The sequence below is a fragment of the Pseudomonas sp. R62 genome, from assembly GCF_000257605.1.
GTDB lineage: Bacteria > Pseudomonadota > Gammaproteobacteria > Pseudomonadales > Pseudomonadaceae > Aquipseudomonas > Aquipseudomonas atacamensis.
On record NZ_JH635999.1, the window covers coordinates 1,801,873 to 1,817,053 of the forward strand.

The 15,181-nt window shown below is 61.2% G+C and carries 15 protein-coding genes; 12 read left to right on the forward strand and 3 right to left on the reverse strand.

Annotated elements, in window-relative coordinates:
- Positions 1 to 2,349: efflux RND transporter permease subunit (locus tag OQK_RS25990; protein ID WP_038861798.1), on the reverse strand; the 2,349-nt coding region annotated here is incomplete at its 3' end.
- Entirely contained in the window at positions 2,346 to 3,389 is a 1,044-nt protein-coding gene (locus OQK_RS25995) for a WD40/YVTN/BNR-like repeat-containing protein (protein ID WP_016775010.1), read from the reverse strand. The genes OQK_RS25990 and OQK_RS25995, both read right to left, overlap by 4 nt.
- 461 nt (positions 3,390 to 3,850) lie before the next feature.
- Here OQK_RS25995 and OQK_RS26000 point away from each other — a divergent pair, with 461 nt between their 5' ends.
- The 7 genes from OQK_RS26000 to OQK_RS26030 all read left to right on the forward strand — a co-directional run bounded on the left by OQK_RS26000 (position 3,851) and on the right by OQK_RS26030 (position 9,269).
- Positions 3,851 to 4,441, forward strand: a complete 591-nt coding sequence (locus tag OQK_RS26000) for an amino acid synthesis family protein (RefSeq protein ID WP_007968626.1) — start codon at positions 3,851 to 3,853, stop codon at positions 4,439 to 4,441.
- A gap of 31 nt (positions 4,442 to 4,472) precedes the next feature.
- A complete protein-coding gene (locus OQK_RS26005; RefSeq protein ID WP_016775011.1) occupies positions 4,473 to 5,306 on the forward strand; it encodes an alpha/beta fold hydrolase in 834 nt (277 codons plus the stop codon).
- The gene (locus OQK_RS26010; RefSeq protein WP_016775012.1) at positions 5,303 to 6,784 is read left to right on the forward strand and encodes an aldehyde dehydrogenase; all 1,482 of its coding nucleotides are present in this window, start codon (positions 5,303 to 5,305) and stop codon (positions 6,782 to 6,784) included. The genes OQK_RS26005 and OQK_RS26010 overlap by 4 nt, the downstream gene beginning before the upstream one ends.
- A 12-nt stretch (positions 6,785 to 6,796) precedes the next feature.
- The gene (locus OQK_RS26015; RefSeq protein WP_016775013.1) at positions 6,797 to 7,282 is read left to right on the forward strand and encodes a flavin reductase family protein; all 486 of its coding nucleotides are present in this window, start codon (positions 6,797 to 6,799) and stop codon (positions 7,280 to 7,282) included.
- 210 nt (positions 7,283 to 7,492) lie between these two features.
- Positions 7,493 to 7,882 (forward strand): carboxymuconolactone decarboxylase family protein, encoded by a 390-nt coding sequence (locus OQK_RS26020; RefSeq protein ID WP_003225716.1) that lies wholly within the window; start codon positions 7,493 to 7,495, stop codon positions 7,880 to 7,882.
- 57 nt (positions 7,883 to 7,939) lie between these two features.
- Positions 7,940 to 8,704 carry a GntR family transcriptional regulator gene (locus tag OQK_RS26025; RefSeq protein WP_016775014.1) on the forward strand — a complete coding sequence of 255 codons (765 nt, stop codon included), beginning with the start codon at positions 7,940 to 7,942 and terminating at the stop codon, positions 8,702 to 8,704.
- 1 nt (position 8,705) lies between these two features.
- Positions 8,706 to 9,269, forward strand: a complete 564-nt coding sequence (locus tag OQK_RS26030; protein ID WP_016775015.1) for an NUDIX hydrolase — start codon at positions 8,706 to 8,708, stop codon at positions 9,267 to 9,269.
- 138 nt (positions 9,270 to 9,407) lie between these two features.
- On the opposite strand, the gene OQK_RS26035 is transcribed toward OQK_RS26030, so the two are convergent.
- Complete coding sequence (locus OQK_RS26035) at positions 9,408 to 9,704, reverse strand: DUF1330 domain-containing protein (RefSeq protein WP_016775016.1); 297 nt, start codon at positions 9,702 to 9,704, stop codon at positions 9,408 to 9,410.
- 68 nt (positions 9,705 to 9,772) lie between these two features.
- On the opposite strand from OQK_RS26035, the gene ribBA reads away from it, so the two are divergent.
- The 5 genes from ribBA (at position 9,773) to OQK_RS26060 (ending at position 15,158) form a co-directional block, all read left to right on the forward strand.
- Positions 9,773 to 10,882, forward strand: coding sequence for a bifunctional 3,4-dihydroxy-2-butanone-4-phosphate synthase/GTP cyclohydrolase II (gene ribBA / locus OQK_RS26040; RefSeq protein ID WP_016775017.1), 1,110 nt, complete (start codon positions 9,773 to 9,775; stop codon positions 10,880 to 10,882).
- A gap of 357 nt (positions 10,883 to 11,239) precedes the next feature.
- A complete protein-coding gene (locus OQK_RS26045; RefSeq protein WP_016775018.1) occupies positions 11,240 to 12,265 on the forward strand; it encodes an ABC transporter substrate-binding protein in 1,026 nt (341 codons plus the stop codon).
- Positions 12,262 to 13,170 carry an ABC transporter permease gene (locus OQK_RS26050; RefSeq protein ID WP_016775019.1) on the forward strand — a complete coding sequence of 303 codons (909 nt, stop codon included), beginning with the start codon at positions 12,262 to 12,264 and terminating at the stop codon, positions 13,168 to 13,170. The genes OQK_RS26045 and OQK_RS26050 overlap by 4 nt, the downstream gene beginning before the upstream one ends.
- A gap of 6 nt (positions 13,171 to 13,176) precedes the next feature.
- Entirely contained in the window at positions 13,177 to 13,986 is an 810-nt protein-coding gene (locus OQK_RS26055; RefSeq protein ID WP_007918021.1) for an ABC transporter permease, read from the forward strand.
- Positions 13,987 to 14,003: 17 nt separating this feature from the next.
- A complete protein-coding gene (locus OQK_RS26060; RefSeq protein ID WP_016775021.1) occupies positions 14,004 to 15,158 on the forward strand; it encodes an ABC transporter ATP-binding protein in 1,155 nt (384 codons plus the stop codon).
- Positions 15,159 to 15,181 lie beyond the last annotated feature (23 nt).

A 15,181-nucleotide genomic window follows, 5' to 3' on the forward strand; every position in this document is an offset into this window, starting at 1 on the left:
CAGCTTCTCAGGCTTGATCAGGAACTTGGCCAGCGCCGGCAGCAGCCACAGCGCGCCGAACATGTTCCACAGCAGCATGAAGGTCAGCATCAGGCCCATGTCGGCCTGGAACTTGATCGCCGAGAAGATCCAGGTGCACACGCCGATCGCCAGGCACAGGCCGGTGAACAGCACCGCTTTACCGGTCGACTTCAGCGTCTGGTAATAGGCTTCCTGCAACGGCAGCCCGGCACGCAGGAAACTCTCGAGGCGGCTGTAGATGTAGATGCCGTAATCCACGCCGATCCCCACACCCAACGCCACCACCGGCAGCGTCGCGACTTTCACGCCGATGCCCATGAACGCCATCAGCGCGTTGCCGAGCACCGAGGTGAGCACCAGCGGCAAGACGATGCACAGGGTCGCTGCCCATGAGCGGAAGGTGATCATGCACATCACTGCCACGCAGATGTACACCAGAATCAGGATGGTCAGCTCAGCCTGTTTGATGACTTCGTTGGTGGCCGCTTCGATCCCGGCGTTACCGGCAGCGAGGATGAATTCCAGGCCATCCTTGTTGTTTTCCTTGGCAAACTCCTGCACCGCGTTGACCGCACGATCGAGGGTTTCGGCCTTGTGGTCGTTGAGGAAAACCAGCACTGGCGCCAGCGAGCAGCTGTTGTTGTACAGGCCATCGGCGCGGGCGATCGAGTTATTCAGTACGTCCGGGTTGCGCGACAGGGTTTCCCATTTCAGGTTGCCCTCGTTCATGCCCTTGATCATCTGCTTGGACACGGTCACCAGCGAGATCGCCGACTGCACGCCCTCGGTGTTCTGCATCTTCCACATCAGCTGATCGATCGGCGCCATGGCTTCGTAGCGCGAGCACCCTTCGGCCTTGGTCTTGACCATCACCACCAGCACGTCGGAGCTGGTCGAGTAGTTGCTGATGATGAAGTTGTTGTCCTTGTTGTAACGCGAGTCCGGACGCAGTTCCGGCGCGCCCTGGTCGAGGTCGCCGATCTTCAGGTTCTGGCTGTACCAGAGGCCGCCACCGAAGGCGATCAGCGCCAGCGCTACCGAAATCGGCGCGACTTTCGGGCTGGCGAAGTTCGACAGCAGGCGCCAGAACGGGTGCTCGCGGTTGGCGTCCTTCTTGCTCTTGGCAATCGCGCGCTTGCTGATGCCGACATAGGAAATCGCCACCGGCAGCAGGATCAGGTTGGTGAACACGATCACCGCAACGCCGATGGACGCGCCGATGGCCAGTTCACGGATCACCCCGATGTCGATGATCAGCAGGGTAATGAAGCCCACCGCATCGGCCAGAATCGCGATCATCCCCGGCAGGAACAACTGGCGGAAGGTGCGCCGTGCCGCGGTCAGGGCGTTATCGGCCTCGCTGGATTGCAGGGCGATACCGTTGATCTTCTGCACGCCGTGGGAAATGCCGATGGCGAAAATCAGGAACGGCACCAGCATCGAATACGGGTCGAGCCCGAAACCGAAGAAGTGCATCAAGCCGAGCTGCCAGACCACCGCCACCAGCGTCGTGCTCAACACCGCGATGGTGCTGCGCAGGCAGTTGGTGAACCACAGCAGCAGAATCAGGGTGATGACGAAGGCGACACCGAAGAACAGCACCACCATCACCAGACCGTCGATCAGGTCACCGACCTTCTTGGCGAAACCGACGATGTGGATCTTGATGTTGGGGTTCTGCGCTTCGAACTTGTTGCGGATCTTGTCTTCGAGCTCATGGGAGAACTGGCGATAGTCCAGCGCCAGCAACTTGCCCTGATCCTGCGGGTCCGGATAGGCCTCGAGCAGCGGGATGTCGACGATGCTCGACTTGAAGTCGTTGGCCACCAGACGCCCGACCTGGCCGGACTTGAGCACGTTGTTGCGCAGCAGATCGAGGCTGTCCTGCGAGCCATTGTAGCTCTGCGGAATCACTTCACCGCCGGCGAAACCCTCTTCGGTCACTTCGGTCCAGCGTACGCTCGGGCTCCACAGCGATTTGAGGCCGGAACGGTCGACGCCGGAAATGTAGAACACTTCGTCGTTGATCTGGCGCAGGGTCTCCATGTACTCCTTGGAGAAGATGTCGCCGTCGGTGGCCTCCACCGAAATACGCACGGTGTTGCCCAGGTTCGCCAGATCGTTGCGGTGCTCCATCATCTTTTCGATGAAGGGATGCTGCAGCGGGATCATTTTTTCAAAACTGGTCGACGGCCGAATCAGCGTGGCCTGCCAGAACAGGAAAATGCTCACCACCAGGCAGATCAGGATCACGGCCGGACGGTTATTGAAGATCAGGCGCTCGAGAACCGTCGCCTTTTCCTGCTGAGGAGTGATCAAGGAAGTCATAGCCCCGCCTTCTTGTTATTGGTCTCGGCACCGTTTGGCTGGGTGATGTGCAAACCACCCTGCCCGGTCAGAATCAGGTTGCCGTTGCCGGCGGCGGTGACCGACGACAGCGAAATGCGATCCGGGCGGTTGAACACGCTGAAGGTTTCGCCGTTGTCGCTGCTGCTGATCACCGAGCCGCCGTTACCGACGATGACGATCGAGCCGTCTTCCAGCAGCGTGCCGCCGGACAGGCCGAACTCCAGCGCACCGCGTGCAGCTTTGAGTTCGACCTGCTCCCAGTTGCTGCCGAAATCAGTGGAGCGATAAAGATTGCCGCGCAAGCCGTAAGCCAGCAGGGTCTGCGGCTGCGCCGTGCCGATCACGCCGAACAGTGAACCTTCGTACGGGCCTTCAAGCTTTTCCCAGGTCTGGCCGTCATCGGCGGAGCGGAACATGCTGCCGGACTCGCCGACGATAAACAGCCCGGCGTCTTTCACGGCGGCGATGGCGTTGAGGTGGAACTGGTCTTCGTTGTCGAGGCGATCGCTGACGTCTTCCCAGTGCTTGCCGCCGTCGGTGGTTTCCAGCAGCGTGCCGTAGGCGCCCACGGCAAAGCCGCTGCTGGCGTCCTTGAACCAGACGTCGAGCAGCGGCGATTCGCGTGCGAGGTCTTCGAATTGTTTGGTCCAGGTCAGACCGCCGTCTGCGCTGGCGAGAATCTGTGCGTCGTGGCCCACGGCCCAACCGTTTTTGTCGTCGACGAAATACACGGCGGTGAGCAGTTGCCGGGTTGGCACCTTGGCCTGGGTCCAGGTTTTGCCCTGGTCATCGGAATAGACGATGTGCCCGCGATCGCCGACCGCGACCAGACGCGCGCCAGCGTGGACGACATCAAGAATCAGGCTTTTTGCGGCCTTGGCCGATTCGGTGGCATAGACCACGTCAGCCGGGGCCTCGGCGGCAATCACAGGTGCCGATAACGTGGCAAAGCCCAGCAGCGAGAGTGCTGTGGCCAGCAACGCGGTGTTGCGTAACGCCGGCGGGCGGCAACGACTCATAGACCTTCCCCTATTTATTATTGTTGGGCCATCGGGCCTTCAAGGGCGCCGCAAGGGTGCTCAGCTACTGGCGTTTCAGAAGCATAGTCCTGAAACCCGCAATCCAGAGCCCCTTCGGAAGCTGGCTCATCCTATCGGGCTTTGCAAATGTCTGACAATCGGCGCCGCGTTATCTTTTGTTAACCGAAAGCGGCCCTCTGTAACCCATCATTTTCCCTGTGGGAGCGAGCTTGCTCGCGAATGCGGTGTATCAGTCACCCTGTTTATTGGCTGACCCACCGCTTTCGCGAGCAGGCTCGCTCCCACAGGGTTTGTGGTGATGGGTGGTTTCGCGCCAAAGGCTGAATGCGCAGCCATTCGTAGGATGGATGACGCAATTGTCGCTGCGGGGACTTGCAGGATCGGTATTATGGTATACCATCAGACGCACAGACACTCTCAATCCCCCAACGGAGCAGCTCATGAGTTTCGAAATTCGCAAGATCGTCAGCTATGTCGAAGAAACCTTCATCGAAGGCGGCAAGGCTACTGACAAGCCGGTGACCATGGTCGGCCTCGCCGTGGTGATGAAGAACCCGTGGGTGGGCAACGGTTTTGTCGAAGACCTCAAGCCGCAGATCCGCGCCAACTGCTCCGACCTCGGCGCAATGATGGTCGAACGCCTGGTCGGGATCATCGGCGGTGCCGAGAAGATCGAGGCCTACGGCAAAGCGGCGGTCGTCGGCGCTGACGGCGAGATCGAACACGCGTCGGCGGTGATCCACACCCTGCGCTTCGGTAACCACTATCGCGAAGCGGTAAAAGCCAAGAGCTACCTGAGCTTTACCAACAAGCGCGGCGGTCCGGGCACGTCGATTCAGATCCCGATGATGCACAAGGACGACGAAGGCCTGCGTTCGCACTACATCACCCTGGAAATGCAGATCGAAGACGCGCCGCGTGCTGACGAAATCGTGGTCGTGCTGGGTTGCGCCGACGGTGGCCGCCTGCACCCGCGCATCGGCAACCGCTACATCGATCTGGAAGAACTGGCTGCCGAAAAAGCCCAGTAATCACAATAAAAAGGCATTGCAGGAGCGCTCCATGATTCGGCTCACCGCTGAACTCACCCCGGCTGGCACCAGTTACCTGGCGACCGGCCAAGGCCAGCCCGTGGTTTTGATCCACGGCGTGGGCCTGAACAAAGAAATGTGGGGCGGGCAGATTGTCGGCCTCGCCAGCCAGTACCAGGTGATCGCCTACGACATGCTCGGCCACGGCGCCAGCCCGCGCCCGGCCAGCGGCACCGACCTGCTCGGTTACGCCGATCAGTTGCTCGAGCTGCTCGATCACCTGAATCTGCCCCAGGCAGCGGTGATCGGTTTCTCCATGGGCGGCCTGGTCGCGAGGGCCTTCGCCCTGCATTACCCGGAGCGCCTGCAAAGCCTGGTGGTGTTGAACAGCGTCTTCAACCGCAGCGAAGAACAGCGTGCCGGCGTGATTGCCCGCACTGCGCAGGCTGCCGAACATGGCCCGGACGCCAATGCCGAAGCGGCGTTGTCGCGCTGGTTCAGCCGTGAATATCAGGCAGCCAACCCGGCGCAGATCGCCGCGTTGCGCCAGACTTTGGCCAACAACGATCCGCAGGGCTACCTGACCACCTACGAATTGTTCGCCACCCAGGACATGTACCGCGCCGACGATCTGAGCAGCATTCAGGCGCCGACGCTGATCGCCACCGGCGAACTCGACCCCGGTTCAACCCCGGAAATGGCCGAGCAACTGGCCCGACACATCCCCGCTGCGAAGGTTGCCGTGCTGCCCGAGCAACGGCATATGATGCCGGTAGAGTCGCCGCGTCTGGTCAACCAGATGCTGCTGGAATTTCTCCAATTCGCACACGCCCGACAAAACCATATAAAGGGGATCGTTGCATGACAGTCGCACGCTTCCAGATGTGCATCGGCGGAGACTGGGTCGACGCCCTCTCCGGCAAGACCTTCGAAAGCCTCAACCCGGCCTCCGCGCAAGCTTGGGCGGAACTGCCCGACGCCGATGAAGCGGACGTCGAACGCGCCGTGCAAGCAGCGCAAAATGCCTTCGACAGCCCGGCCTGGCGCGGCCTGACCGCCACTGCGCGCGGCAAACTGCTGCGCCGCCTCGGTGATCTGATCGCTGAAAACAAGGAACACCTGGCGCAGCTGGAAAGCCGCGACAACGGCAAGCTGATCCGCGAAACCCGTGGCCAGGTCAGCTATCTGCCGGAGTTCTTCCACTACACCGCAGGCCTCGCTGACAAGCTTGAAGGCGGTACGCTGCCGTTGGACAAGCCTGACCTGTTTGCCTACACCGTGCATGAAGCCATGGGTGTGGTCGCCGCGATCATTCCATGGAACAGCCCGCTGTACCTGACCGCGATCAAACTGGCCCCGGCCCTGGCCGCCGGCAACACGATTGTGATCAAGCCGTCCGAGCACGCCTCGGCGACCATTCTCGAGCTGGCGCGTCTGGCCCTCGAAGCCGGGATTCCGCCGGGCGTGGTCAACGTCGTTACCGGCTACGGCCCGAGCACCGGCGCCGCCCTCACCCGTCATCCGCTGATCCGCAAGATCGCCTTCACCGGCGGCGCGGCCACGGCGCGGCATGTAGTGCGCAGCAGCGCCGAGAATTTCGCCAAGCTGTCGCTGGAACTGGGCGGCAAGTCGCCGAATATCATCTTCGCCGACGCCGACCTGGACAGCGCGATCAACGGTGCGATTGCCGGCATCTACGCGGCGTCCGGGCAGAGTTGCGTGTCTGGTTCACGCTTGCTGGTGCAGGACGAAATCTACGACGAATTCGTCAACCGTCTGGTCGAGCGCGCCCAGCGCATCCGCATCGGCAACCCACAGGAAGACAACAGTGAAATGGGCCCGATGGCCACCGCGCAGCAACTGGCGGTGGTCGAAGGTCTGGTCGCCGATGCGATCGCTGAAGGCGCGCGTTTGCGCACCGGTGGCAAGCGTCCGGCGGATCTCGGCGAAGGCTGGTTCTACGAGCCGACGCTGTTCGAGTGCGACCGCAATTCGATGAAGATCATGCAGGAAGAAGTCTTCGGCCCGGTGGCTTCGGTGATTCGTTTCAAAGACGAAGCCGAAGCACTGGCGATCGCCAACGACTCGCAGTTCGGCCTCGCCGCCGGCATCTGGACCCGTGACCTCGGCCGCGCCCATCGTCTGGCGCGCGATGTGCGCTCGGGGATCATCTGGGTCAACACCTACCGCGCAGTCTCGGCGATGGCGCCGATCGGCGGCTTCAAGAACAGTGGCTATGGACGCGAAAGCGGCATCGATTCGGTGCTGGCCTACACCGAACTGAAAACGGTGTGGATCAACCTCTCCCAGGCGCCAATGCCTGATCCGTTTGTGATGCGCTAGGAGTCCTGCGAAATGATCGAACCCGGCATTTACAAAGACGTCATGAGCTCGTTCCCGTCCGGCGTTACGGTGGTCACCACCCTCGACCCGGACGGCGGCATCGTCGGTATCACCGCCAGCGCGTTCAGCGCGCTGTCGATCGACCCGGCGCTGGTGCTGTTCTGCCCCAACTATGCGTCCGACACCTACCCGGTGCTGCGCGACAGCAAGAAATTCGCGATCCATTTGCTCTCCGCCGAGCAGACTGCCGAAGCCTACGCGTTCGCCGGCAAGGGCAAGGAAAAGGCCAAGGGCATCGAGTGGCACCTGAGCGATCTGGGCAACCCGATTCTGGCCAAGGCCACGGCGATCATCGAGTGCGAGTTGTGGCGTGAATACGACGGCGGCGATCACGCGATCATTGTCGGCGCAGTGAAGAACCTGATCCTGCCCGAGCAACCGGTGACGCCGATGATTTATCACAAGGGCAAGTTGGGTGCGTTGCCTGCCTTGACCTGACGGATCCACACAACTCCCACTGTGGGACGACCCATTGTGGTGAGGGGATTTATCCCCGACCGGCTGCGAAGCAGTCGTAAAACCATTGCGCGCGGAATATCTGGCAAATCGCCGTTGCAGGTATTGGGGGTGCTTCGCACCCCGTCGGGGATAAATCCCCTCACCACAGGGTTCATTCCAACAAGGGGATCTGTGTTGTGAGGAGGAATGATGAGTAACGATAAGTACGAAAAAGGTCTGAAAATCCGCACCCAGGTATTGGGCGAAGCCTATGTTCAGCGCTCGATCGAGAACGCCGACGACTTCACCCGTCCGCTGCAGGAAATGGTCACTGAATACTGCTGGGGCCATGTCTGGGGGCGTGAGGGTCTGTCGCTCAAGGAACGCAGCATGATCAACCTGGCGATGATCTCGGCGCTCAACCGCCCGCATGAACTCAAGCTGCATGTGCGTGGCGCCTTGCGTAACGGCCTGAGTCGTGAGCAAATACGCGAAATTCTGCTTCAGGTCGGCATTTATTGCGGCGTTCCGGCGGCCGTGGACAGTTTCCGGCTGGCCCGTGAAGCCTTTGCCGAAGCCGACGCCGAGGCCTCCAGTTAACCCTCGGCTGTTTTGATGCCCGTCTGGCATGGACAGCCAAGCTCAAGAGCGGACCCCATGAAACGCCAGCCACTCGACGACAGCTTCAAGGTCAATCGCAACCCCGTTACCCTGCGCGAAATCGTGCTGGACAAACTGCGTAGCGCGATCATGAATTTCCAGCTCATGCCAGGTGATCGTCTGGTCGAACGCGACCTGTGCGATCGTCTCGGCGTCAGCCGCACTTCGGTGCGCGAAGCTTTGCGTCACCTTGAATCCGAAGGTCTCGTCGAATTCGCAGATGCCAAAGGACCGCGCGTAGCCATCATCACCCTCGACGACGCCGTCGATATCTACGAACTGCGTTGTGTGCTCGAAGGCCTGATCGTGCAACTGTTCACCCTGCGCGCCAAAGCCAAGGACATCAAAGCCCTGGAAAAAGCCCTCGATGACAACCGCAAGGCGTTGAAGGACGGCGAACTGCAACAGGTGATCGACTCGGTGCAGGGCTTCTACGACGTGCTGCTCGAAGGCTCGGGCAACCATGTCGCCGCCACCCAATTGCGCCAGTTGCAGGCGCGCATCAGCTATCTGCGCGCGACCTCGGTGTCCCAGGAAAACCGACGCGGCGCGAGTAATCACGAGATGGAAAAAATGGTCGAGGCGATCAAGAGCGGTGATCCGCTGGCGGCGCATCAGGCGTGTGTCGATCACGTCCGCGCGGCGGCTGCCGTGGCCCTCGATTACCTCAAGCGCAAACAGGAAGAGACCGGCGTCGCCGTCAAAGGCACCCCGGCGATCACCCTGCCGATCGCGCTGAAAGAACCCCGCATAGGTCAATGACATGTTCAGCCCGAGCTTTTGCCCGAAATGCGGTGGCCCTGACCTCGGTCAGCAGACGCCGCCGGGCGATACGCACGAGCGCCTGATGTGCCGCGGCTGCGGCTATATCCACTACGTCAATCCGAAGATCATTGCCGGCTGCATCATCGAGCAGGACGGCAAATACCTCTTGTGCCAACGGGCGATTCCCCCGCGCCCCGGCACCTGGACGCTGCCGGCCGGTTTCATGGAAAGCTTTGAGACCACCGAGCAGGCGGCGCTGCGCGAAGTCTGGGAAGAAAGCGGCGTGCGCGCGGAAATCGTCTCGCCGTATTCGATCTTCAGCGTGCCGAAAATCAGCGAGGTGTACATCATATTCCGCGCCATCGCCCTGGAGATCACCGGGCAGTACGGGCCGGAGACCATGGATTACAAGTTCTTCGCCCCGGAAGAGATTCCGTGGGAGCAGATCTACTACCCGGCGATCCGGCAGATCCTCGAGCGCTATATCGAAGAGCGCCAGGCTGGGGTGTATGGGATCTACATGGGCAATGACGATAGCGGCAAGATTCATTTCATGCGCTAAAAATCACCAGTCCCCTGATCGTTCCCACGCTCCGCGTGGGAATGCCTCTACGGACGCTCCGCGTTCGGCTCTGGATGGGACGCAGAGCGTCCCGGGCGGCATTCCCACGCGGAGCGTGGGAACGATCATCAGTGTGGCTTAAATTGGGTTGATGCCTTCAACGATGATGATCTCCGCCCTCGCCCATTCTTCGCGATAACTTTTCGCCTCCTGATAGGCCGCCGAGCGGTAGCACGCCACGGCTGTTTCGTAGCTCTCGAACTCAATGATCACTGTGCGCTGCGGCGTCTGCCGTCCTTCCAGCGCCTCGCTGCGCCCGCCTCTGGCCAGAAACTTGCCGCCGAATGCGGCAATCGCCTGCGGGGTGCGCTGGGTGTATTGGCTGTAGTGCTCGGCATCGGCTATATCCACATGTGCAATCCAGTACGCCTTCATAGTGACCTCTTTATTGATTGTGTATTATGGTATACCAATATATTTCCTACGAACCCTGAGAGTCCAGCATGGCCTTCAACAGCATCGAAGAAATCATCGAAGATTATCGCCTTGGCAAAATGGTCCTGCTGGTCGATGACGAAGACCGCGAGAATGAAGGCGACCTGCTGCTGGCCGCTGATCGTTGCACACCGGAGGCTATCAGCTTCATGGCCCGCGAGGCACGCGGGCTGATCTGCCTGACCCTGACCGACGAACATTGTCAGCGCTTGGGCCTGGAGCAAATGGTACCCGCCAATGGCAGTGTGTTCAGCACTGCATTTACCGTGTCGATCGAAGCGGCGGTTGGCGTGACCACCGGCATTTCCGCCGCAGATCGCGCCTGCACCGTTGCTGCCGCGGTCGCGCCGAATGCCCGCGCCGAAGACCTGGTGCAGCCCGGCCACATCTTCCCGTTGCGCGCCAAGGAAGGTGGCGTGCTGACCCGCGCCGGGCACACCGAGGCCGGTTGCGATCTGGCGCGTCTGGCCGGTTTCACCCCTGCCTCGGTGATCGTCGAAGTGATGAATGACGACGGCACCATGGCGCGCCGCCCGGATCTGGAGCAGTTCGCGCGCAAGCATGGGATCAAGATCGGCACCATTGCCGACCTGATCCACTACCGCCTGAGCACCGAGCACACCATCGAACGCATCGGCGAACGTGAGCTGCCGACGGTGCATGGCACGTTCCGTTTGATCACCTTCGAGGATCGCATCGAAGGCGGCGTGCACATGGCGATGGTCATGGGCGACCTGCGCCGTGAAGAGCCGACCCTGGTGCGCGTGCACGTGATCGATCCGCTGCGCGATCTGGTCGGCGCCGAGTACAGCGGGCCGACGAACTGGACGCTGTGGGCGGCGCTGCAACGGGTCGCGGCGGAAGGTCATGGGGTTGTGGTGGTGCTGGCCAATCATGAATCGTCGCAGGCGTTGCTCGAACGCGTGCCGCAGCTGACCCAGCCACCACGGCAGTTCAGCCGTTCGCAATCGCGGATTTATTCCGAGGTCGGGACGGGGGCGCAGATTCTGCAGAATCTGGGAGTGGGCAAGTTGCGTCACCTCGGCCCACCGCTGAAGTATGCGGGGCTGACCGGGTATGACCTTGAGGTGGTTGAGAGCATTCCGTTCACCGAATGACCCTGTTATCGATATTCCCCTGTGGCGAGGGGATTTATCCCCGTCGGGCTGCGAAGCGGCCCCGATTCCTGCCAACGCGATCCGCCAGAAATATCGCATGTCCCGCTTTCAGGGCTGCTCCGCAGCCCAACGGGGATAAATCCCCTCGCCACAGTTTCATTCGCTACACATTTGGATGAAGGCCGGAAAAACAGATCCGCCAGATAACCGGTAAGGCAAAGTGCTTGCACAAAGTTTGGAATACCATAATATGATATTCCATAGACCGGACGAACCAAAAAACCGTCCAGCTACTGCTCCCGACAGGCGGGCAACAACGCAAGGCCCGCTCAAAAACACAACAATGAGGGCGTGAACATGGTGTTGAACAAAGCTGCAACCGCGATCTTTTTCGCGGGACTGCTCAGCGTTACCGGCCAGGCTGCAATGGCTGCCGAAAGCGTGAATTTTGTCAGCTGGGGCGGTAGCACCCAGGATGCGCAGAAACAGGCCTGGGCCGATCCGTTCAGCAAGGCCAGCGGCATCACCGTCGTTCAGGACGGGCCGACCGACTACGGCAAACTCAAAGCCATGGTCGAAAGCGGCAACGTGCAGTGGGACGTGGTCGATGTCGAAGCCGATTTCGCCCTGCGCGCCGCTGCCGAAGGCCTGCTCGAACCCCTCGACTTCAAAGTGATCCAGCGCGACAGGATCGACCCGCGCTTCGTCAGCGATCACGGCGTCGGCTCGTTCTTCTTCTCCTTCGTCCTCGGCTACAACGAGGGCAAGCTCGGCGCCAACAAGCCGCAGGACTGGAGCGCGCTGTTCGACACCAAGACCTACCCCGGCAAACGCGCCCTCTACAAATGGCCAAGCCCCGGCGTGCTCGAACTGGCGCTGCTGGCCGACGGCGTTGCGGCTGACAAGCTCTACCCGCTGGATCTGGATCGTGCTTTCAAAAAACTCGACACCATCAAGAAAGACATCGTCTGGTGGGGCGGCGGCGCGCAGTCGCAGCAACTGCTGGCGTCCGGCGAAGCGAGCATGGGCCAGTTCTGGAATGGCCGTGTGCACGCCTTGCAGGAAGACGGCGCACCGGTCGGCGTGAGCTGGAAACAGAACCTGGTCATGGCCGACATTCTGGTCATCCCCAAAGGCTCGAAAAACAAAGATGCGGCGATGAAGTTCCTCGCCAATGCCAGCAGCGCCAAAGGCCAGGCCGACTTCTCCAACCTGACCGCCTACGCGCCGGTCAACCTCGACAGTGTGGAGCGTCTGGATTCGACGCTGGCCCCCAACCTGCCGACGGCTTACGCCAAGGATCAGATCACCCTTGATTTCGCTTACTGGGCCAAGAACGGTCCGGCTATCGCGACACGGTGGAACGAATGGCTGGTCAAATGAAAATCGCGGCCACTGCGCCCCGTCCTTCCACTGCCACCGGGAGCGCCGCCGGCGCTGCCGGTTCGGCCTTCAAGCAACGCTGGCGCGGCGCCGGCAACCTTGTCCCGGCGCTGCTGTTCCTCGGCCTGTTCTTTCTCGCACCGTTGATTGGCCTGCTGCTGCGCGGTGTGCTCGAACCTGTGCCGGGTCTCGGCAACTACGAACAGTTGTTCGCCAACTCGGCCTATGCGCGAGTGCTGCTAAACACCTTTTCGGTGGCCGGGCTGGTGACGCTGTTCAGTCTGCTGCTGGGCTTTCCGCTGGCCTGGGCGATCACCCTGGTGCCGCGCGGCTGGGGGCGCTGGATCCTCAACATCGTGCTGCTGTCGATGTGGACCAGCCTGCTCGCCCGCACCTATTCGTGGCTGGTGTTGCTGCAAGCCTCGGGGGTGATCAACAAGGCGCTGATGGCGATGGGCATCATCGATCAACCGCTGGAGATGGTGCACAACCTCACGGGCGTGGTGATCGGCATGAGCTACATCATGATCCCGTTCATCGTGCTGCCGTTACAAGCAACCATGCAGGCCATCGACCCGATGATCCTGCAGGCCGGTTCGATCTGCGGCGCCAGTCCGTGGACCAACTTCTTCCGGGTGTTCCTGCCGCTGTGCCGGCCGGGTCTGGCCTCAGGTGGTTTGATGGTGTTCGTAATGTCGCTCGGTTACTACGTCACCCCGGCGCTGCTCGGCGGGGCGCAAAACATGATGCTGCCGGAGTTCATCATTCAGCAGGTGCAATCGTTCCTCAACTGGGGCCTGGCCAGTGCCGGCGCCGCGTTGCTGATCGCAATCACCCTGGTGCTGTTCTACTTCTACCTGAAGCTTCAACCGGAATCCCCGGTTGGCGCCAGTAACGCGAGGTAAGCCGACATGCTCCTGACTCCCAATGCCATGAGCCGGCGCATGCGTTTCGGCCTCTACGCCACGACTGGGCTGATCGGTCTGTTCCTGCTGTTGCCGATCGTGTTCATCGTGCTGCTGTCGTTCGGCTCCTCGCAGTGGCTGGTGTTCCCGCCACCGGGCTGGACGCTGAAATGGTACGGCCAGTTTTTCTCCAACCCCGACTGGATGAACGCCGCTGCCGCCAGCCTCAAGGTTGCCGTGCTGACCACGATCTGCGCCGTGGCCCTCGGTTTACCGACCGCGTTTGCGCTGGTGCGCGGACGCTTTCCCGGCCGCGAGATGCTCTACGGCCTGTTCACCCTGCCGATGATCGTGCCGCTGGTGATCATCGCCGTGGCGGTGTATGCGCTGTTTCTCAAGCTCGGCTACACCGGGACCATGTTCGCCTTCGTCGTCAGCCATGTGATCGTCGCGCTGCCGTTCACCATCATTTCGATCATCAACTCGCTGAAGCTGTTCGATCAGTCGATTGAAGACGCGGCGGTGATCTGCGGTGCCTCGCGCCTGCAAGCGGTGTTCAAGGTGACGTTCCCGGCGATCCGTCCGGGCATGGTCGCCGGCGCCCTCTTCGCCTTCCTCGTTTCGTGGGACGAAGTGGTGCTCAGCGTGATGATGGCGAGCCCGACTCTGCAAACCCTTCCCGTGAAAATGTGGACCACCCTGCGCCAGGACCTGACCCCGGTGATCGCCGTCGCTTCGACGCTGCTGATCGGTCTGTCAGTGTTGGTCATGGTGATCGCCGCCGCCCTGCGCCGGCGCAACGAAATCAGCGCCTGAGCGCCCAGGAGTACGATATGAGTGCCGTGATCAAAGACGCATCCCAGCAGAGCGACAAACCCCTGGTCAGCCTGCGCAACCTGAACAAGCACTACGGCGATTTTGCTGCCGTCGATAACATCTCGCTGGACATCAAGGACGGCGAATTCCTGACCTTTCTCGGCTCCAGCGGCTCGGGCAAGAGTACGACGCTGTCGATGCTCGCCGGGTTCGAAACACCGAGCAGCGGCGAGATCCTCGTCAACGGCCAGTCGCTGGTCAACGTGCCGCCGCACAAGCGCGACATCGGCATGGTCTTCCAGCGCTATTCGCTGTTCCCGCATCTGTCGGTGCGCGACAACATCGCCTTCCCTTTGGCGATTCGCAAACTGGCTGCCGCCGAGCGTGAAAAACGCGTCGATGCGATGTTGAAGCTGGTGCAGCTCGAACAGTTCGCCCATCGCCGCCCTTCGCAACTGTCCGGCGGTCAGCAACAACGTGTCGCCATCGCCCGGGCGCTGGTTTACGAGCCACGCATCCTGCTGATGGACGAACCGCTGGGCGCGCTGGACAAGAAGCTGCGCGAGGACTTGCAGGATGAACTGCGCCAGCTGCACCGGCGCCTGGGTATCACCATCGTTTACGTGACCCACGACCAGGAAGAAGCCATGCGGCTGTCGCAACGCATCGCGATTTTCAGCCACGGCAAGATTGTCGGCTTGGGCAGCGGGTATGACCTTTATCAGAATCCGCCGAATGCGTTTGTCGCGTCGTTTCTGGGCAATTCGAACTTCCTCAAGCTCAAGGCGCAAGGGAATGCGGCAGCGAGTTTCGAGGGGCAGTCATTGTCGATTCGGCTGACGTCCGGGTTGCACACTGATCAGGATGTGCTGCTGATGGTGCGTCCGGAAAAAGCCTTGGCGTTGAGCACGCAGCAGGCGCTCGATGAGCCGCTGGCGGCGGGTTGGAATGAGGTATCGGCGAATGTTGTGGAGGTGCTGTTTCTTGGTGAGAGCCAGACGTGCAGCGTGGTCACTGCGGGCGGGACGTCGATGACGGTGAAAGCGCTGTCGGCAGCGGGCATGCCACTCAAGGCCGGCGATCCGGTCCGGGTGCGCTGGGCGACGGCGGATGCTTGTGTTTATACCGAATGGACCGAGAGCGATTTGAACAAGGCTGCCGGTGCTCACTGATTGCGCTGAGTCAGTTGGATCTA